Source organism: Yersinia sp. 1252 StPb PI, from assembly GCF_048593885.1.
GTDB classification, from domain to species: domain Bacteria; phylum Pseudomonadota; class Gammaproteobacteria; order Enterobacterales; family Enterobacteriaceae; genus Yersinia; species Yersinia enterocolitica_E.
The window spans coordinates 1-18,204 of sequence record NZ_JAZGQE010000094.1 but is presented as its reverse complement, the minus strand read 5'-3'; the positions used below and the strand labels follow the sequence as shown (position 1 = coordinate 18,204).

The window sequence follows — 18,204 nt, the reverse complement described above, 5'->3', positions numbered from 1 at the left end:
AATATACTTGATATTTATATCACTAGCTGTCGCCTCCTTATTGGCACTGTTGCTGCCCAAAATAGACAAAAAAGCTGACCGGAGGCTGAAATGGAATATTGGTTGGGTATCGATTGTGGCGGCACCTTTATTAAAGCGGGTCTGTATGACCGAGACGGTAACGAATGCGGGATCGCGCGGCAAAATTTAGCCATTATCAGCCCCCAGCCGGGATGGGCTGAGCGCGATATGACTGTGCTATGGCAGGCAATGAGTGCGGTGATTCGCCAACTGTTAGCCCGCCACACGATTCCCTCCAGCAATATTCAGGGCGTGGGCATTTCCGCTCAAGGTAAGGGACTGTTTTTACTTAATAAAAAAGGTGAGCCATTAGGCAATGCCATATTATCCTCTGACCAACGGGCGCTGTCATTGGTTAAACAGTGGCAGCGAGATGGCATCCCACAAATGCTCTACCCAATCACCCGCCAAACGTTGTGGACCGGACACCCAGTGTCCTTGCTGCGCTGGTTGAAAGAACATCAACCCGGCCGTTATGAGCAGATTGGCAGCATTCTGATGGCCCACGACTATTTGCGTTACTGCCTGACCGACCAATTAGGTTGCGAAGAGACCAATATCTCAGAATCTAATCTCTATCCGATGGCCGAAGGTGGCTATCAACCCGCACTGGCACAACTGCTAGGTATCCCTGAAGTTATGGCGGCCCTGCCACCGATTGTGGCTTCGGCACAAATTGTCGGCACCATCACTCAGGCTGCCGCCAATGCCACCGGTCTGCCGGTTGGCCTCCCCGTTGTCGGCGGTTTGTTTGATGTGGTCTCTACCGCCCTCTGTGCCGGCCTGAAGGATGAAAGCCGATTAAATGCAGTGATGGGGACCTGGTCGGTGACCTCGGGAATCACCGACCAGCTTAAAGCTGATGTTGAATATCCCTTCGTTTATGGCCGTTATGCCGAAGCAGGTAAATATATTGTGCATGAAGCCAGCCCGACCTCTGCGGCCAATCTGGAGTGGTTTACCCACCAATGGTTTGGTGCTGAGGGCGGGAAAACAGACTACCAACAGCTTAATCAATGGGTAGCACAGTTACCCAAAGCAGGTAGCCAGCTACTGTTTGTGCCGTTTTTATATGGCTCCAACGCTGGATTAGGAATGTGTGCCGGATTTTATGGCATGCAATCTTTCCACCAGCGCCAACATCTGGTGCAAGCCATCTACGAAGGGGTGGTATTCAGCCATATGACCCACCTCAACCGAATGCTGAAACGTTTTTCGTCCGTCAGCGCACTACGGATTACCGGCGGACCGGCTCAATCACAGCAATGGATGCAGATGTTTGCCGACATCAGCGGGTTACCGGTAGAGCTGCCGCAAGTTGAGGAGACTGGCTGCCTGGGCGCATCACTGGCGGCAATGGTCGGCACGGGGCGCTTTGTCGATTTCAGTGATGCTCAGCAGGCCTTAACCCCGCAACTGCATACTCTGCAACCCGATCAGCACGCCCGACAGGCATATCAGGATAAATATCTCCGCTATCAGGCTCTGGTTGCTGCTCTTGGCACTTTGCAATGAGCTTCTATTGCTCAGGCAAGGTTGCGGCACCGACTCTATTTAGGACATTGATACTATGACAACTCAGCACCTCAGGCCGCAATTACAACTCGCACTGGACCATACCCGGCTTGATGCCGCACTGGCGACCACCGCGTTGCTGCACCGCCATGTCGATATCATCGAGGCCGGTACCATCCTGTGTATCAGTGAAGGTATTCAGGCAGTCAAAACTCTACGTCAACGGTATCCACAACATACGCTGGTTGCTGATCTTAAAGTGGCTGACGCGGGCGCCACACTGGCGCAGCAAGCATTTTCTGCTGGCGCAAACTGGATGACGGTGATTTGCGCAGCCCCTCTCGCCACCATGGCAGCCGCATTGGAGGTGGCAAAGCAACATGATGGCGATATCCAGATAGAACTGTTTGGTCACTGGACGCTAAATGACGCTAAAAACTGGCGTGACTTAGGGTTAACTCAAGCCATTTATCATCGTGGCCGCGATGCTCAAGCCTGCGGACAAAGCTGGAGCCAGGCTGATCTAGAGAGGATGCAGGCACTGTCCGACTTAGGAATCGAACTGTCGGTTACCGGCGGTATCACTCCTGCTGATTTACCCCTCTTCCACACCATTGCGGTACGTGCCTTTATTGTCGGCCGTGCACTGTCTGAAGCCGAACATCCCGTAGCTACCGCCACCGCGTTTCACCATGCCATTGACGCTATTTGGGGGAAATAATATGCGCCAACATCCATTAGGTATTTATGAAAAAGCATTGCCTAAGCACTTGAGCTGGCCTGAGCGTTTAGCCTTAGCCAAAGCATGTGGTTTTGATTTTGTTGAAATGTCTATCGATGAAACAGATGAAAGGTTAGCCCGGCTCAGTTGGAGCAAAGCACAGCGTTTATCTCTGGTTGATGCCATGTTAGAAACCGGGATTGCAATCCCTTCCATGTGCTTGTCGGCTCATCGCCGTTTCCCTTTTGGCAGCCATGATGACGAGCTGAGAAAGCAGGCCTACCTTTTGATGCAACAAGCGATTCAATTGGCGAAAGACGTGGGTATCCGCACCATTCAGTTGGCGGGCTATGATGTCTATTACGAAGAGCAGGATGCTGGCACTCTAAGGCGCTTTACCGAAGGGCTGCAATGGGCGGTGCAACAGGCAGCCGCCGCGCAGGTTATGTTGGCGGTCGAAATAATGGACACGCCGTTTATCAATTCAATCAGTAAATGGAAGGTCTGGGATAACTGCCTCGCTTCACCGTGGTTCACGGTTTATCCTGATGTCGGCAACCTGAGTGCCTGGGGTAATGATGTCAGTAATGAGTTATCGATAGGAATTGACCGTATTGCAGCCATTCATCTGAAAGATACTTATCCAGTCACTGACCAGTCACCAGGGCAATTTCGTGATGTGCCTTTTGGTGAAGGATGCGTGGATTTCGTCAATGTTTTTAAGACACTTAATCAACTCAATTATCGCGGCGCATTCCTGATTGAAATGTGGACGGAGAAAGCAGAGGAACCGGTGGCGGAAATTGTTCAGGCTCGCCGCTGGATTGAACAACGAATGCAACAGGGGGGACTCACCCCCTAATTTAACGTTGGCTGCATTACGGTATTGGCAAAGAAACGAATTGGGAACAAAAAACCTACAGAGACGGCTGACATTGGCTGTGTAAAGGTGTTTATCACCACCAACAATGATTTACATTATGATCTATTGCTTTTGAGTAGCGCTGGGTGTATTGCTATTTCTACAGGATGTGCTCATAATCAATTTCCGTTTCCGTGTAGCAATGGTTACTGGAACGCCGCCCCGATTGTTCATGCAATCGGGGCGTTTTATTTGGCCGCTATCCACCATTTCTCACGCCAAAAACGCGCAACCGCCCCCTACCGTGCATCTCTCACTGTTTAGCTTTTGCCCTGACAATGATAAATACGGAACAAAATAATACTTTCCATCCGTTTTTCTTCCGTATTTTGTTGTCTATGATTTGTTCACCGGTCAACGAGGGGAGAAATATAATGCAAAAGATTACAGACGATCTGTCGGATCTCGAACGCTACTTCCAACAAACACACCAGCAATGCACCGCCAAAACACCTTGGTTTACGCGTTGGTTATATCTTCCGGTAGCAGAAAGAATGCAAATACTGGATGACTTACTGCTGCCATATTCAGAGAAGCCCCAGCAGAAGCAATAAGTGCTGTGAGCGAAGCAGATAGCTGGCCTCATGAAGAGAGGCCCAGACGGGAGGTGGCTACAACCAGCTCACTCAGATGTGTGCGTTTTAGCCAACGCTATGGCAGCTTGAATCGCTGAGCGCGCTTGCGGGCTATTCTTCCAACAAGTAGAACCCACCATGGCCGCGGCACTGGTGACAATTTCACCCATATCCGCCTGACTGAGTTGCGCAAGGGAGGTAAAACCGAGTTGTTCCAGGCGGGTGACTACCATTGGCCCGACCCCTTTGACGGCTAACAGCGCATTGCGTTCATCGGCGTTAAAGGCCATATCAGCTTACTCCACATTTAACTATCAGAGCCGTTTTCTGGCCGCATTCTCCGCACTGAAGAACCAGAGTTCTGGCATACGGTTAGGATAAAAACGAATTTCGTAGGTATCTTTCAGGGGGGCTAAACGCCAACGCGGCCGGGCTTCACGCTTAGGTTTTAAAAAACGTAACCGACCACGCGCACGCGCGGCTTGCGTATCTAACACCCACGCGGCAGAAGCCGATAGTGGCTGACGAGTATATTCGTCTTCAACGCTGATATCACAAATGCACAAAACCGTATTCCTTGCAGAAATTAATGCTGACATGATTATTCTGGATCTACCCTATTGAACCAACTGTTGCTCGCCAGAGATTTGATCTATATCACATATAAGTTGCAGTGACGTTGGCTGTATTTATTCACTCAACCCTTTCACTTATCAGTGATTCCCCCGCCATGAGTTAATCCCCGATAGCCTTTTACCTGACGTATCGCGTAGAGTGGCAAACTGAGTAATAATACTCAGTGCGGGTATATTGGCCCGATATGCAATTAATTGCCTGATATGCTCTACTTTCATCGGGTGCGTTTGATGTTATTTTCGGAGCAAGACTGATGCAAAGTATTTTCGAATTATGTAAAGCCATTGGTTTAGGCTTGATATTACTGCTGCCACTGGCAAACCCGTTAACAACAGTGGCCCTATTACTCGGGTTATCTGGCAATATGACCAGCGAAGAGCGCAATCATCAGTCGAAGATGGCATCAATCTATGTCTTCTTTATTATGACCATCGCTTATTATGCCGGTCAGGTTGTGATGAATACCTTCGGCATATCGATTCCCGGTTTGCGGATTGCCGGTGGGCTAATTGTGGCGTTTATCGGTTTTCGTATGCTTTTTCCGCAGCAATCCGCTGAAGATACGCAATTAGAAGCAAAATCGCAGGATTTAAAGAAGCGAAAATCTATCAATATCGCTTTTGTGCCACTGGCGATGCCAAGTACCGCTGGGCCAGGTACTATTGCCATGATAATCAGTTCTGCCGCATCAATGAAAGGCCATACCGTATTCAGCCCATGGGTCGTTACGGTTGCCCCAGTGCTGATTTTTCTTTGTGTTTCATTGATTTTATGGGGTTCACTGCTCAGTTCCGGGGCCATTATGCGCTGGGTGGGCAAAAGCGGCATTGAAGCCATTTCACGCTTGATGGGGTTCTTGCTGGTGTGTATGGGCGTACAATTTATTATAAACGGCATCCTGGACATTATTGCCAACTACCATCCAGCACTTGCATAACCAAGAGTGAGATTGAAGAGGGAAACGCTAGCCGATGTTTATACTGATAACAGTTACGGCGCCTATAAGACTACATCGGTTAGCGTTTTAATATTACTCTGACATTGCCCGGTACGCGGTATCTACTTTCCACAAATAGCGTGGGGCTTGTGCGGCCGGATGTTTCTTTTGTATATGCTGATAAAACTCGTTCGGGCTAAGACTATTTATTTTATTTACTGCCAGCCGTTTATCTGATGAAAAAGTCCGTAGCATCGCCCCCGCACCATTGGCATAAGAAACGATGGTGGCATAACGCAATGTTTGCGGATCACTTATCCCCGCTAACTGCTGGTTTTGCAAAATATTGATATACGCCGCGCCAATATCAATATTCTTCACCGGATCTTTTAATTCACCTGAACTCGGTTGACCATCACGCCCTTTCATCCGGTAGGCATCTCGACCAGCGGTAGAGGCTTTAATCTGCATCAAACCCACAGCATTCGAGGTGCTCACCACATCAGGATTGTAACCAGACTCCACCTGAATAATGGCTTTAATCAACGTTTCATCAACGCCGTAATGGCTGGCTGCTTGTTTAATTACATCGCTATAGGCAACTGTACTTGAACCGCCGCTGCTTTTCGGTGCGTTAAGGAAACCACCCTGTGGCGCTTTCTTCAGCCACCCGTTATTTGCTTGTGGTGACGGAGTTTGTTTAGCACACCCCGCCAGCAATAAAATTGCCATTAGGCAACCGACTTTTGGATTCACAGTATTCCCCGTGCTGATAAGCCGTTTTGTAGCATATACAAGTTGTCACCTCGTCCAAATAGATTTTTTGGCCTAGTTTGACCATTATCAACATAATGATCAGGCTATATTCAGTAACTATCGGTAAGTTTTAGTTTATTGTATGGCAAGGCTTGACTTCATCGCTAATGATATTGATAATCATTTTCATTTAAAGAAAGGGAACATCGCCATGTTTACTAAGCAAAAAATACCCTACCTGCACTCAATTAGCCGTATTACACCCCGTTTTTTATCTGCCATTACCCTATTGGCTCTTGTTGCATTCTCCTCGATGATCAGCAACTCAGCCTTGGCAGAAAATAAACCCAGCGACCCTGATAAAAAATTCAAAATTGTGACTACATTCACAATTATTCAAGATATTGCGCAGAATGTCGCCGGTGATGCTGCCATTGTTGAGTCAATCACCAAACCCGGCGCAGAAATTCACGACTATCAGCCCACGCCACGAGATATCGTGAAGGCACAATCAGCAGACTTGATTCTCTGGAATGGGATGAACCTGGAGCGCTGGTTTGAGCGTTTCTTTGAAAATATTAAAGATGTCCCTTCGGCTGTGGTTACAGATGGCATCACCCCCCTGCCTATCCGTGAGGGGCCATATAAAGGTATTCCGAATCCACATGCCTGGATGTCACCATCAAACGCTTTAATCTATATTGAGAATATTCGTAAAGCACTGGTGGAGCACGATCCCACCCATGCTGAAACCTATAATCGTAATGCCAAAGCTTATGCTGAAAAAATTGCCGCCTTGGATGCCCCGTTGCGTGAACGTTTATCTCGCATCCCCGCACAGCAACGGTGGCTGGTGACCAGTGAAGGTGCCTTCAGTTATCTGGCAAAAGATTATGGTTTTAAAGAAGTTTACTTGTGGCCAATTAATGCGGAAGAGCAAGGTTCCCCGCAACAAGTGCGCCACGTGATTGATACCATGCGCGCAAATAAAATCCCGGTGATATTCAGTGAAAGTACTATTTCCGATAAACCGGCGAAACAAGTTAGCAAAGAAACCGGTGCACAATATGGTGGTGTGTTATATGTAGATTCTCTGTCGAATGAAAAGGGGCCGGTCCCCACTTATATCGATCTGATTAACGCCACTGTACAAACTATCGCGAAAGGATTTGGTCAATGAGCCATGCTGTTTTTGTCCGCCCGGAGCTGGTAGTGGATAATGTCACTGTCACTTATAACAACGGGCATACTGCTATCTATGACGCCAGTTTCTCACTGACCGGTGGCACAATTTGCGCCTTGGTCGGTGTGAATGGTAGCGGTAAGTCGACACTGTTTAAAAGTATTATGGGGTTAGTTAAACCCAGTATCGGGAAAGTGGAGCTGAGTCATAAACCCATCAGCCATGCCTTAAAACAAAATACCATCGCTTACGTGCCGCAGACCGAAGATGTCGACTGGAACTTCCCAGTGTTGGTGGAAGACGTGGTCATGATGGGCCGTTATGGCAAAATGAATTTTCTGCGCATCCCGAGCCGTGAAGATAAAACCATTGTCGATAAAGCCATTGAGAGAGTCGGCTTGACGGCATTACGGTCACGTCAGATCGGTGAGCTATCGGGGGGGCAAAAGAAACGGGTGTTTCTGGCCCGCGCGTTGGCACAGCAAGGTTCAGTCTTGTTATTAGACGAGCCGTTCACCGGTGTTGACGTCAAAACAGAAAATGCCATTATTGATTTATTGCGCGCACTGCGTGATGAAGGCCATCTGATTCTGGTTTCCACGCATAACCTCGGTAGCGTGCCAGAATTTTGTGACCACGTGATTCTGATTAACCAAACCGTGCTAGCCGCCGGGCCGACCGAAACCACCTTTACCCAAAAGAATCTCGAAATGACTTTTGGTGGTGTTCTGCGCCATATCAATCTCTCCGGTACGGCACTGCACGATGATAATGACCCACGCACCGTCACGGTCATTACCGATGATGAACGTCCTGCGGTATTTTATGGTCACACCAAGAATGACCCGCCGGCACAGAGTCAGTCAAAGGAGAATAATCCCTGATGCTGGAACTGTTACTGCAACCGTTTAACTACAATTACATGGTCAAGGCTATCTGGGTCAGTGCGATTGTCGGTGCCGTCTGCGCATTCTTATCGGCATATCTGATGCTGAAAGGTTGGTCGCTAATGGGGGATGCGCTATCGCACTCCGTCGTTCCGGGGGTCGCTGGCGCTTATGCTCTTGGGCTGCCTTATGCCGCTGGTGCATTCTTTACCGGCATGCTCGCCGCATTGGCGATGACATTAGTGCGCCATATCACTCGTCTGCGTGAAGATGCCATCATTGGTTTCATCTTCTCGACCTTTTTTGCTGTTGGCTTATTAATTGTTTCGCTCAACCCTACCTCGGTCAATGTCCAGTCGATCATTTTCGGTAATATTCTGGGGATAGCAGACGAAGATGTATTGCAGGTAGAGATCATCATTTTGGTTTCGTTTGTGATTCTATGTCTGATCTGGAAAGACTTGCTGGCGGTGTTTTTCGATGAAAGCCACGCCATGTCGATAGGACTCTCACCCCTGCGCCTGAAAATTTTGTTCTTCACCCTGTTAAGTGCCTGTACTGTCGCGGCTTTACAGACTGTTGGCGCGATCTTAGTCATTGCCATGGTGGTGACCCCCGGGGCGACCGCTTACCTACTCACGGACCGTTTCAGCCGCTTACTGATGATAGCGATTGCCATTGGTGCCTTTACCAGTGCCTTTGGTGCTTATCTCAGCTTCTATCTGGACGGCGCAACAGGCGGGGTCATTGTGACCTTACAAACACTGGTCTTCCTCTTAGCCTTTTTCTTCGCGCCGAAACACGGATTACTGGCGACCCGTTTTCGTTCACGGCAAAAACGCCGCCACCCATTACCCCATCTGCCAGAGGATAATGTATGAATACATTGTTTAGTCTGGTCAGCGAACCCTTCGCCTACCCCTTTATGCAACGGGCGATAGTGGCCGCGATTATTACCGGTGTGGTGTGTGCAGTCTTGTCTTGTTATCTGGTGTTAAAAGGCTGGTCATTAATGGGGGATGCTATCTCTCATGCAGTGCTACCAGGCATTGTGCTGGCCTTTTGGCTCGGTATTCCGCTGGTTATCGGTGCCTTTGTCTCGGGTATATTCTGCGCGATTGCCACCGGTTATTTAAAAGATAATAGCCGGGTCAAAGAAGATACCGTTATGGGGATTGTGTTCTCCGGTATGTTCGCATTTGGCCTGGTGCTATTTTCCCGCATGGATACAGACCAGCACCTCAGCCATATTTTATTCGGCAATATGCTGGGTATTTCATTAGCGGAACTGAAACAGACATTGTGGATTGCCGGCTTCACTCTGTTGGTGGTGCTATTAAAGCGTAAAGACTTCATGCTCTACTGCTTTGATCCAAACCATGCCAGGGTGATTGGGCTGCCGGTCAAATTGCTGCACTATGGCTTACTTTGCCTGCTGGCATTGACCATCGTGGCATCATTGCAGGCGGTTGGGGTTATTCTGGTTATCGCCATGTTAATCGCCCCCGGTATTATCGCCTTTATGGTTTGCCGTAGTTTTGATCAAATGCTGATTGTTGCCACACTGGTGTCAGTGGTGGCCTGTGTGCTGGGCACCTTAATCAGTTTCCATATTGATGGTGCCACGGGTCCTTGTATTGTCATTATTCAGGCACTGTTCTTTGTGGTCGCCCTGATTTATAGCCATATAAAACCCGTAAAGGGCCGAAAAATATCCCCTCAGGCCAAAGCTGCTAGCGCTAAAAACGTGCCGAAAGGTAACCTGCTATAATCAATTAAGTCCCAATAAATATGCCGGATGGCCATTACGCTGTACGGCATATCTATTATTCAGATTCAGCCAGCAGCAAGTTTTTTACCATGCCATTTTTGTCGTAAGATGAGCAAAACAGCGAAACGACTAACGCTTTACCAGTAGAATCAGTCTTTTGTTTGATCCGGCACGGGTATCCCTGTGCGCTAGCTCTTGTTCTTCGCACCATAAAGACGCTAACCTAATGATCTGTAGCCAGAGTCATTGGACTTGCAGGTAGCAGCGAATGTCAAATCGGCCGGGAGTCGATTTAAATAGCATTAATGCCAGCCCGCAGGATGAGCCTTATGGATTAGGCTCATTAATCCTGATGCGCTAATGTAGTCGAGTGATGAGGATAAGTTAACCTCGCTAACAACCCTGTAATTTCAAGTTCACAGGGTTTAACTGGCAGCTAATAGGGGGTGAATCATGTGGCAAGCAGTGAATCGTCTGTTAGGTGAATATCTCGGTCCCGCTGAAATTAGGGAAAGGACTGAATTACCGGGCGGAGATATTCATGAAGCCTGGCGTCTCAGTTATGGTGAGACTGAGGTTTTCGTGAAATGCGATACCCGCGAGATGCTACCCATATTTACCGCCGAAGCTGATCAACTCGCTTTATTATCCCGCAGCAAAACAGTCCAAGTCCCTGAAGTCTACGGCGTGGGCAGCGATCGCGATTACAGTTTTCTGTTACTAGAGTATCTCCCCCTAAAGCCACTCGATGCGCATAACGCCTATTGTCTGGGCCAGCAATTAGCCCATCTGCATCAATGGAGCGAACAACTGCAATTCGGGCTGGATTTTGATAATGATCTGGCCACCACACCGCAGCCTAATTGCTGGCAGCGCCGTTGGGGGCAATTCTTTGCTGAGCAGCGTATCGGTTGGCAATTGCAGTTAGCCGCGGAAAAAGGCATGTCTTTTGGTGATATCGACCAGATAACTGACTTAGTGCAAGCACGTTTACAAGGCCACCAGCCACAGCCCTCACTCCTACACGGTGATTTATGGCCAGCTAACTGTGCTGCCAGTGCCCAAGGGCCAGTAATTTTTGATCCCGCCTGTTATTGGGGAGATCGCGAGTGCGACCTTGCGATGTTACCGCTCTACCCTGCCTTACCCGCCCAAATTTATGATGGTTATCAGCGTGTTTGGCCGCTGCCTGCCGATTTTATTGAGCGCCAACCTATTTATCAGCTTTATTATTTATTGAACCGCAGTAATTTATTTGGCGGGCAACACTGGATTAACGCGCAGAAAGCGGTTGAACATTTGCTGCACCCCGAACGTTTTTAGTGAGATACCCGCTCGCTGGTTAGCACGAATAACCCGCCTATTATAAATAGCACCCCAATTATTGGCTAGCCAACCAATAAGGGTGCTTTTTTTATGACCAACATCTCATAACGAAAGACGCCTTTCCTAAAAAAACATGAACAAAACCACAAATTAGATGCATTCCCACTGACTAATAATGACGTGACACCCTGTTCTTTTTTGCCCGCGACAACCCACGGCAAAAAGCGCTTACTTAAATAAAATCTATACCCTAAATAATTCAAGTTGCAGGAAGGCGGCAACGAAATGAACCCAAGGAGTTGAGATAACTCAATGACTTGAGTGACAAATCGGTCAGGAGCAGATTTGAACGCTGCTTGCAGCGGCCTCGCAGAGGCGAGGTCCATGGACGGGCCGAGTAGTGATGGCAGCCAACACACATGCAGTTTGAAGTATGACGGGTATAAAGCCTTCGTCGAGGAATATCTCATAGCCTTCGATAGGCATTCTATTGCCAGTAATTGGGAGCAAGACAAATGGTGGATATGCGTGAGTGGGAAAATCTCGCTAATAAAGAATTAAGCAAGCGAGGAAAAAAAATAGAAGATTTGATCAGCAAGACGCCCGAAGGTATTGCGGTAAAAGCACTTTATACCGCCAGTGACCTTGATGGATTAGAGGTCACTGGCTCGTTCCCCGGTCTTGCACCCTACGTTAGGGGGCCAAGAGCCACAATGTATGCCGCTCAGCCCTGGACAATTCGCCAATATGCTGGTTTTTCAACGGCTAAAGAATCAAATGCCTTTTATCGCAAAAATCTGGCTGCGGGGCAAAAAGGTCTTTCTGTAGCATTTGATCTTGCCACTCATCGTGGTTATGACTCAGATAACCCACGCGTTTCTGGTGATGTGGGTAAAGCAGGTGTGGCAATTGATAGCGTTGAGGATATGAAGGTTCTGTTCGAGCAAATACCACTCGATAAAATGTCTGTTTCGATGACGATGAATGGTGCGGTGCTGCCCATTCTGGCGTTTTATATCGTCGCGGCCGAAGAGCAAGGGGTGGATCCTGCGCTACTGACCGGCACTATTCAGAACGATATTCTGAAAGAATATCTGTGCCGCAACACCTATATTTACCCACCCAAACCCTCCATGCGCATTATTTCCGACATCATCGCCTGGAGTTCGCAAAATATGCCGCGCTTCAACACTATCAGCATCAGTGGCTACCATATGGGAGAAGCCGGCGCTAACTGCGTGCAGCAAGTGGCTTTTACTATTGCTGATGGTATTGAATATATCAAAGCGGCCTTAAATGCCGGTTTAAATATTGATGACTTCGCCCCACGCCTCTCATTCTTCTTCGGCATTGGCATGGATCTGTTTATGAACATCGCCATGTTACGCGCCGCACGCTACCTCTGGAGTGAGGCGGTCAGTGGATTTGGCGCAACCGACCCTAAATCATTAGCGCTACGCACCCACTGCCAAACTTCAGGGTGGAGCCTGACCGAGCAAGACCCCTACAACAATATTATTCGTACTACCATCGAAGCTCTGGGCGCAACACTCGGCGGCACACAGTCTTTGCATACCAATGCTTTTGATGAGGCTCTCGGCCTACCGACTGATTTCTCAGCACGCATTGCGCGTAATACACAAATAATCATTCAGGAAGAATCGGCGATTTGCCGCACCATTGACCCGCTGGCAGGCTCTTATTTTGTCGAGTCATTAACCGATCAAATGGTGAAACAAGCCAGAACCATTATCAAACAGATCGATGATGTGGGCGGCATGGCCAAAGCCATTGAGGTTGGGCTACCCAAACGGATGATTGAAGAGGCGTCCGCCAGTCAGCAATCACTTATCGATCAGGGAAAACGCGTTATTGTCGGGGTGAATAAATATAAGTTAGAGACAGAAGCTGAAACTCAGGTGTTGGAAATTGACAACGTTAAAGTGCGCAATGAACAAATTGCGCAACTTAAACGTATTCGCGCCGAGCGAGATAACAGCGCGGTTCAACAAGCATTGCTAAACCTGCGTCATGCGGCGGCAAACCATGAAAATCTACTGGAAGCCGCAGTTCAAGCTGCACGACTGCGGGCAACACTGGGTGAAATCTCAGATGCAATGGAGAGGGTATTTGACCGCTACCTGGTACCAAGCGAATGCGTTACCGGTGTCATTGCGCGCAGCTATCACCAGAGCGAGAAAGACGCTCAGGAATTTGATCAAATAGTGGCGCAGACCCAAACGTTCTTCAGTGAAAATGGGCGCAGACCCAGAATTCTGATTGCCAAAATGGGTCAGGATGGCCACGACCGGGGGGCTAAGGTTATTGCCAGCGCTTACTCTGACCTCGGTTTTGATGTCGATCTTAGCCCGATGTTCTCAACACCGGATGAAATCGCCCGTCTGGCGGTGGAGAATGACGTTCACGTCATCGGTGCTTCTTCCCTTGCCGCCGGCCACAAAACATTGATCCCCGAGTTGATTGAAGCGCTGCGTCAATATGCACGGCCAGATATTCTGGTGGTGGCTGGGGGAGTTATTCCGCCACAAGACTACACCTTCTTGCGTGAACAGGGTGTGGCAGCAATTTATGGGCCGGGTACACCAATGCTCGTTAGCGTGCGTGACGTTCTGCAACTCATCAGCCGCCGCCATGATTGATATCGACAATATGGAGGACTACGTTCACCGTTTACGCCAGGGAGACCGAGCCGCATTAGCGCAAGCCATGACCCTGGCAGAAAGCCGCCTCCCCCGACATCAGGCATTAAGCGCTCGGCTGTTAGACCGCATTATGCCTTATACCGGTCAGGCTAAACGGCTGGGCGTTACCGGCACACCCGGTGCGGGGAAAAGCACCTTTCTTGAGGCGCTAGGCGAAGAGTTATTGGCACAAGGGCATAAGGTCGCGGTGATTGCAGTTGACCCCAGCAGCCCGATCAGTGGCGGCAGCATTTTGGGCGACAAAACCCGCATGCTGAATCTGTCACGCGCTGAGCATGCGTTTGTGCGCCCGGTGCCGTCAGGGGGCCACCTCGGCGGGATAAGCCAGAGTACCCGCGAGTTGATCTTGCTCTGTGAGGCCGCAGGCTACGACGTCATCATCGTTGAAACCGTCGGCGTTGGGCAGTCTGAAACCGAAGTGGCTGAAATGGTGGACTGCTTTATCTCTTTGCAAATCGCCGGTGCTGGCGATGACCTACAAGGCATTAAGAAAGGCATTATGGAAATGGCCGATTTTATTGTGATTAACAAAGATGACGGCGACAACCATAGCAATGTTGAGATCGCCCGCCATATGTATCACAGCGCACTGCATATCATTCGCCGTAAATATCCCGCATGGCAGCCACGGGTTCTCACCTGTAGCGCGTTGGAAAAACGCGGTATCCGCGAAGTGTGGCAGGCAGTACAACGTTTTTGGCCGGTCATGATGCAAAGTGGGCAGCTCACCACCTTGCGCCAACAACAAAATCTTAGTTGGGTGCGTCATCAGGTAGAGGCAAATGCACTTGCAATGCTGTTTTCTCACCCCGAGGTCCGCCAGCACTATCAACAAATTGAAGATCTGTTACGTCAAAATCAAATCTCGCCGCGAGCCGGTATTAATGACGTAACCCATTTTATTACACAAAAAATTATCAATTAAAGGGAACAACCATGTCTTATCAGTATGTCAAAGTGTTGATTGCCAATCGGGTGGGTATTATTGAGTTCAACCACACACGCAAACTCAATGCCTTAAGTAAGGTGTTTATTGATGATTTGATGCAAGCGCTGCATGACCTCAATCATACCGATATCCGCTGCATTATTCTCCGCGCGCCCGAAGGTTCAAAAGTGTTCTCCGCAGGGCATGATATTCACGAATTACCCACTGGCCGACGGGACCCACTGTCATATGATGATCCATTGCGTCAAATCACCCGAACTATCCAAAAATATCCTAAACCGATCATTTCAATGGTCGAAGGTAGCGTTTGGGGTGGTGCATTCGAGATGATCATGAGCTCAGATATTATTGTGGCTTGTAACACCTCAACCTTTTCGATGACACCGGTGAATCTGGGCGTTCCCTACAATTTGGTGGGTATCCACAACCTTATTCGCGATGCTGGCTTCCATATCGTGAAAGAGTTGATTTTCACTGCCGCGCCAATAACCGCGCAGCGTGCACTTTCGGTTGGTATTCTCAATCATGTGGTTGACCCCGCTGAACTGGAGGATTTCACACTGAAATTGGCCCACGTCATTTCTGAAAAAGCACCACTGGCGATAGCCGTTATTAAAGAAGAACTCCGGGTTTTAGGCGAAGCCCACACCATGAATTCAGATGAGTTTGAGCGCATTCAAGGTTTGCGGCGTGCCGTCTACGATAGTGAGGACTATCTCGAGGGCATGAGTGCATTTATGGAGAAGCGTAAGCCTACTTTTTTGGGGCATTAAACCTTCTCAACCAGAGGATTTCTTTATGAAACGGTCATATTGCATAATGAGCGCGGATGAAGCCGCTGAATGTATTGAACATGGTCATATGGTGGTGTTCAGTGGTTTTACCCCAGCCGGAGCGCCTAAGGCGCTTCCTGCCGCCATAGCCCGGCGCGCAATAGCGCATCATCAGCAGCAAAAAGATTTTCAGATTCGTTTACTGACCGGCGCGTCCATTAGTGCTAAAGCGGATGATGAAATGGCTGACGCTGACGCTATCGCCTGGCGCGCGCCCTATCAGACCGCATCATTATTGCGGGAAAAAATCAACTTGGGCGCGGTCAGTTTTGTCGACCTGCATCTGAGTGAAGTGGCGCAAATGGTTAACTATGGCTTCTTTGGCGACATTGATGTCGCGGTTATTGAAGCCTCGGCGATCACCGCTGATGGCAAGGTGTATCTTAGCAGCGGCATTGGTAATGCCCCGGTTTTTTTACATAAAGCCAAGAAAATCATCATAGAACTCAATCATTATCACAGCCCACGGGTCGCTGAACTGGCTGATATCATCATGCTCGGTGCCCCACCACGGCGTAATACCCTGCCTATCTACCATACGTTGGATAAAGTCGGTCAGCCCTATGTACAGGTGGATCCGAGTAAAATTTTTGCCATCGTTGAAACCGAACTGCCGGATGCCGGTAATAGTCTGGACAGCGCAAACCCACTATGTGAAAAAATAGCCGACAATGTGGTGAGTTTCCTGCTTAATGAACTCAAATTGGGCCGTATTCCACCAGAGTTTCTCCCGCTGCAAAGCGGCGTCGGTAATATCAATAACGCCGTGATGAAACGCCTGGGAGAAAACCCAGATATTCCGCCGTTTATGATGTATTCAGAGGTGCTACAAGAGTCGGTGGTTCAATTATTAGAAACCGAAAAAGTGATGGGGGTAAGTGCCTCCAGCTTGACCGTTTCCCCCGCCTCATTGAAAAAAATCTATGACAATATGGATTTCTTCTCTACCCGCATTGTATTGCGGCCACAGGAGATTTCTAACAACCCAGAAATCATTCGTCGGTTAGGGGTTATTGCCCTTAACGTCGGGCTTGAATTTGATATCTACGGCCATGCCAACTCGACCCACGTTGCCGGTACGGAATTGGTCAACGGTATTGGCGGCAGTGCAGATTTTGAGCGCAACGCCTATTTGTCGATCTTTATGGCCCCCTCCATCGTCAAAGGTGGAAAGGTCTCCACCATTGTGCCGATGTGTACCCATGTTGATCATAGTGAGCACAGCGTAAAAGTTATCGTTACCGAACAAGGCGTGGCTGACTTACGCGGGCTATCACCCATGCAGCGTGCCACCACGATTATCAATAACTGTGCACATCCGATGTATCGTGACTACCTGCATCGCTATCTGGCACAGGCCAAAGGCGGACATTTGCATCACAATCTGGCGCAAGCATTCCAGTTGCACCAAAATCTGTTCGAATTTGGCTCAATGTTGGCACCTTAATCACCCTCTCGGTCTGAATGTATATAGCCCATGACTTTTTCGACGTGATGATTATTCTTGAGCGAATATAGGTACTCTCGCATATACATGGGCTGATTCGGTGCATCAAAATATTTCAGCTTGGCGGGGTTAACTAACCGATAAGCAAACTGAGGCACTACCGTCAGAAACTGCCCCTGCTCAACAGCACTGATTTTTGCCATAAAGCTGTAGGGGCGATAGATAATGGTGGGGTTAATGCCAATCGCACGGAAATGCGCATCCAGTAGAGCCTCAAAATTGGCCCTATTTTGGAAGCGCATTTGCAACCAAGGCAATGTATTCAACAACTCTAACGCCTGGATATTCTCAAAGCGACGTGACACTAAAAAACCGAGCCGTAAAGAGGGAAGCTCCGTGGCTTGCAGGGTATCAATATGGGTGACACGTTGTGACGCTTGCTGCGGGGAGATAATAAAATCTACACGGCTTTCGAGTAAGTCATCAATCACACTGTTTTCGTTAAACTCAAAAGGCTGAGCGGTAATCCCGTCGTATTTATCGCTGAGACTGAACAATTGATCAAAAATGATGGTTGGGTAAGTGTTATCAATTCCTATCACGATATTCTTCTGGCGCTGTGACATAGCCACAATGCTGTTATCTACAGCTGAAAGTCGTTGATAAATAGGAAATAGTTCCTGATAAAGCTCTTGTCCTGCTTTATTGAGGCTGATACTTTTCTCATTACGAGTAAATAAGGAGTAACCGACCAATTCTTCCAGCGCCATAATACTTTTGCCGAAAGGAGATGCCGTCATGTGTAATTTTTCAGCCGCCTTCGCCATGCTATTTGTTTGGGCTAACACAATAAAATTACGCATTTTCTTGGAAATGAAAACGTTCATTACTTTACTGATATGACAGAGGAGAGAGTGCTACAGCATAAGGGAATCACATCAGAAATAGTGTGAGTGCAAGAAG

The 18,204-nt window shown here is 48.6% G+C and carries 18 protein-coding genes; 14 read left to right on the top strand and 4 right to left on the bottom strand.

The features are described from left to right. Positions 1-90 precede the first annotated feature (90 nt). The 4 genes from V2A85_RS14315 to V2A85_RS14300 all read left to right on the top strand — a co-directional run bounded on the left by V2A85_RS14315 (position 91) and on the right by V2A85_RS14300 (position 3,772). Positions 91-1,575 carry an FGGY-family carbohydrate kinase gene (locus V2A85_RS14315; protein WP_420071693.1) on the top strand — a complete coding sequence of 495 codons (1,485 nt, stop codon included), beginning with the start codon at positions 91-93 and terminating at the stop codon, positions 1,573-1,575. 55 nt (positions 1,576-1,630) lie between these two features. Then, the gene (ulaD, locus tag V2A85_RS14310) at positions 1,631-2,296 is read left to right on the top strand and encodes a 3-keto-L-gulonate-6-phosphate decarboxylase UlaD (protein WP_420071692.1); all 666 of its coding nucleotides are present in this window, start codon (positions 1,631-1,633) and stop codon (positions 2,294-2,296) included. 1 nt (position 2,297) lies between these two features. Continuing rightward, entirely contained in the window at positions 2,298-3,158 is an 861-nt protein-coding gene (locus tag V2A85_RS14305) for an L-ribulose-5-phosphate 3-epimerase (protein WP_372559157.1), read from the top strand. 434 nt (positions 3,159-3,592) lie between these two features. Next, positions 3,593-3,772, top strand: coding sequence for a hypothetical protein (locus V2A85_RS14300; RefSeq protein WP_083163601.1), 180 nt, complete (start codon positions 3,593-3,595; stop codon positions 3,770-3,772). 68 nt (positions 3,773-3,840) lie between these two features. Here V2A85_RS14300 and V2A85_RS14295 read toward each other — a convergent pair whose 3' ends face one another. Further along, positions 3,841-4,083: a helix-hairpin-helix domain-containing protein gene (locus V2A85_RS14295; protein WP_420071691.1), complete on the bottom strand. Its 243-nt coding sequence runs from the start codon at positions 4,081-4,083 to the stop codon at positions 3,841-3,843. A gap of 24 nt (positions 4,084-4,107) precedes the next feature. After that, a complete protein-coding gene (locus V2A85_RS14290) occupies positions 4,108-4,359 on the bottom strand; it encodes a hypothetical protein (protein ID WP_193784813.1) in 252 nt (83 codons plus the stop codon). A 323-nt stretch (positions 4,360-4,682) separates the two neighbouring features. On the opposite strand from V2A85_RS14290, the gene V2A85_RS14285 reads away from it, so the two are divergent. Then, on the top strand, positions 4,683-5,366 hold the full coding sequence (locus V2A85_RS14285; RefSeq protein ID WP_420071690.1) for a MarC family NAAT transporter: 684 nt from the start codon (positions 4,683-4,685) through the stop codon (positions 5,364-5,366). Positions 5,367-5,459: 93 nt separating this feature from the next. Here V2A85_RS14285 and V2A85_RS14280 read toward each other — a convergent pair whose 3' ends face one another. Next, positions 5,460-6,122 carry a transglycosylase SLT domain-containing protein gene (locus V2A85_RS14280; protein WP_083158682.1) on the bottom strand — a complete coding sequence of 221 codons (663 nt, stop codon included), beginning with the start codon at positions 6,120-6,122 and terminating at the stop codon, positions 5,460-5,462. A 211-nt stretch (positions 6,123-6,333) separates the two neighbouring features. On the opposite strand from V2A85_RS14280, the gene yfeA reads away from it, so the two are divergent. From yfeA to V2A85_RS14235, 9 genes are all read left to right on the top strand, one after another. Continuing rightward, entirely contained in the window at positions 6,334-7,302 is a 969-nt protein-coding gene (gene yfeA, locus V2A85_RS14275) for an iron/manganese ABC transporter substrate-binding protein YfeA (protein WP_420071689.1), read from the top strand. Next, positions 7,299-8,189: an iron/manganese ABC transporter ATP-binding protein YfeB gene (gene yfeB / locus V2A85_RS14270; RefSeq protein ID WP_372559161.1), complete on the top strand. Its 891-nt coding sequence runs from the start codon at positions 7,299-7,301 to the stop codon at positions 8,187-8,189. The genes yfeA and yfeB overlap by 4 nt, the downstream gene beginning before the upstream one ends. Then, positions 8,189-9,073, top strand: a complete 885-nt coding sequence (gene yfeC / locus V2A85_RS14265) for an iron/manganese ABC transporter permease subunit YfeC (protein ID WP_083158679.1) — start codon at positions 8,189-8,191, stop codon at positions 9,071-9,073. Before yfeB ends, yfeC begins: the two co-directional genes overlap by 1 nt. Further along, the gene (gene yfeD / locus V2A85_RS14260) at positions 9,070-9,963 is read left to right on the top strand and encodes an iron/manganese ABC transporter permease subunit YfeD (protein WP_372559162.1); all 894 of its coding nucleotides are present in this window, start codon (positions 9,070-9,072) and stop codon (positions 9,961-9,963) included. Before yfeC ends, yfeD begins: the two co-directional genes overlap by 4 nt. A gap of 453 nt (positions 9,964-10,416) precedes the next feature. Then, the gene (locus V2A85_RS14255; protein WP_372559163.1) at positions 10,417-11,286 is read left to right on the top strand and encodes a fructosamine kinase family protein; all 870 of its coding nucleotides are present in this window, start codon (positions 10,417-10,419) and stop codon (positions 11,284-11,286) included. A gap of 518 nt (positions 11,287-11,804) precedes the next feature. Further along, complete coding sequence (gene scpA, locus V2A85_RS14250) at positions 11,805-13,949, top strand: methylmalonyl-CoA mutase (RefSeq protein WP_420071688.1); 2,145 nt, start codon at positions 11,805-11,807, stop codon at positions 13,947-13,949. Then, entirely contained in the window at positions 13,942-14,937 is a 996-nt protein-coding gene (gene meaB, locus V2A85_RS14245) for a methylmalonyl Co-A mutase-associated GTPase MeaB (RefSeq protein WP_420071687.1), read from the top strand. Before scpA ends, meaB begins: the two co-directional genes overlap by 8 nt. Positions 14,938-14,948: 11 nt before the next feature. Then, on the top strand, positions 14,949-15,734 hold the full coding sequence (scpB, locus tag V2A85_RS14240; protein WP_083158674.1) for a methylmalonyl-CoA decarboxylase: 786 nt from the start codon (positions 14,949-14,951) through the stop codon (positions 15,732-15,734). Positions 15,735-15,759: 25 nt separating this feature from the next. Then, entirely contained in the window at positions 15,760-17,241 is a 1,482-nt protein-coding gene (locus V2A85_RS14235; RefSeq protein WP_420071686.1) for a succinate CoA transferase, read from the top strand. Here the strand turns inward: V2A85_RS14235 and srsR are convergent. Further along, positions 17,238-18,128: a LysR family transcriptional regulator SrsR gene (srsR, locus tag V2A85_RS14230; protein ID WP_420071685.1), complete on the bottom strand. Its 891-nt coding sequence runs from the start codon at positions 18,126-18,128 to the stop codon at positions 17,238-17,240. The genes V2A85_RS14235 and srsR overlap by 4 nt on opposite strands. Positions 18,129-18,204 lie beyond the last annotated feature (76 nt).

What these genes read in the sequence shown, in the direction of transcription:
- V2A85_RS14315 (WP_420071693.1), top strand. Translation starts at nt 91, where the DNA reads ATGGAATATTGGTTGGGTATCGATTGTGGCGGCACCTTTATTAAAGCG.
- ulaD (WP_420071692.1), top strand. Translation starts at nt 1,631, where the DNA reads ATGACAACTCAGCACCTCAGGCCGCAATTACAACTCGCACTGGACCAT.
- V2A85_RS14305 (WP_372559157.1), top strand. Translation starts at nt 2,298, where the DNA reads ATGCGCCAACATCCATTAGGTATTTATGAAAAAGCATTGCCTAAGCAC.
- V2A85_RS14300 (WP_083163601.1), top strand. Translation starts at nt 3,593, where the DNA reads ATGCAAAAGATTACAGACGATCTGTCGGATCTCGAACGCTACTTCCAA.
- V2A85_RS14295 (WP_420071691.1), bottom strand. Translation starts at nt 4,083, where the DNA reads ATGGCCTTTAACGCCGATGAACGCAATGCGCTGTTAGCCGTCAAAGGG.
- V2A85_RS14285 (WP_420071690.1), top strand. Translation starts at nt 4,683, where the DNA reads ATGCAAAGTATTTTCGAATTATGTAAAGCCATTGGTTTAGGCTTGATA.
- yfeA (WP_420071689.1), top strand. Translation starts at nt 6,334, where the DNA reads ATGTTTACTAAGCAAAAAATACCCTACCTGCACTCAATTAGCCGTATT.
- yfeB (WP_372559161.1), top strand. Translation starts at nt 7,299, where the DNA reads ATGAGCCATGCTGTTTTTGTCCGCCCGGAGCTGGTAGTGGATAATGTC.
- yfeC (WP_083158679.1), top strand. Translation starts at nt 8,189, where the DNA reads ATGCTGGAACTGTTACTGCAACCGTTTAACTACAATTACATGGTCAAG.
- yfeD (WP_372559162.1), top strand. Translation starts at nt 9,070, where the DNA reads ATGAATACATTGTTTAGTCTGGTCAGCGAACCCTTCGCCTACCCCTTT.
- V2A85_RS14255 (WP_372559163.1), top strand. Translation starts at nt 10,417, where the DNA reads ATGTGGCAAGCAGTGAATCGTCTGTTAGGTGAATATCTCGGTCCCGCT.
- scpA (WP_420071688.1), top strand. Translation starts at nt 11,805, where the DNA reads ATGGTGGATATGCGTGAGTGGGAAAATCTCGCTAATAAAGAATTAAGC.
- meaB (WP_420071687.1), top strand. Translation starts at nt 13,942, where the DNA reads ATGATTGATATCGACAATATGGAGGACTACGTTCACCGTTTACGCCAG.
- scpB (WP_083158674.1), top strand. Translation starts at nt 14,949, where the DNA reads ATGTCTTATCAGTATGTCAAAGTGTTGATTGCCAATCGGGTGGGTATT.
- V2A85_RS14235 (WP_420071686.1), top strand. Translation starts at nt 15,760, where the DNA reads ATGAAACGGTCATATTGCATAATGAGCGCGGATGAAGCCGCTGAATGT.
- srsR (WP_420071685.1), bottom strand. Translation starts at nt 18,128, where the DNA reads ATGAACGTTTTCATTTCCAAGAAAATGCGTAATTTTATTGTGTTAGCC.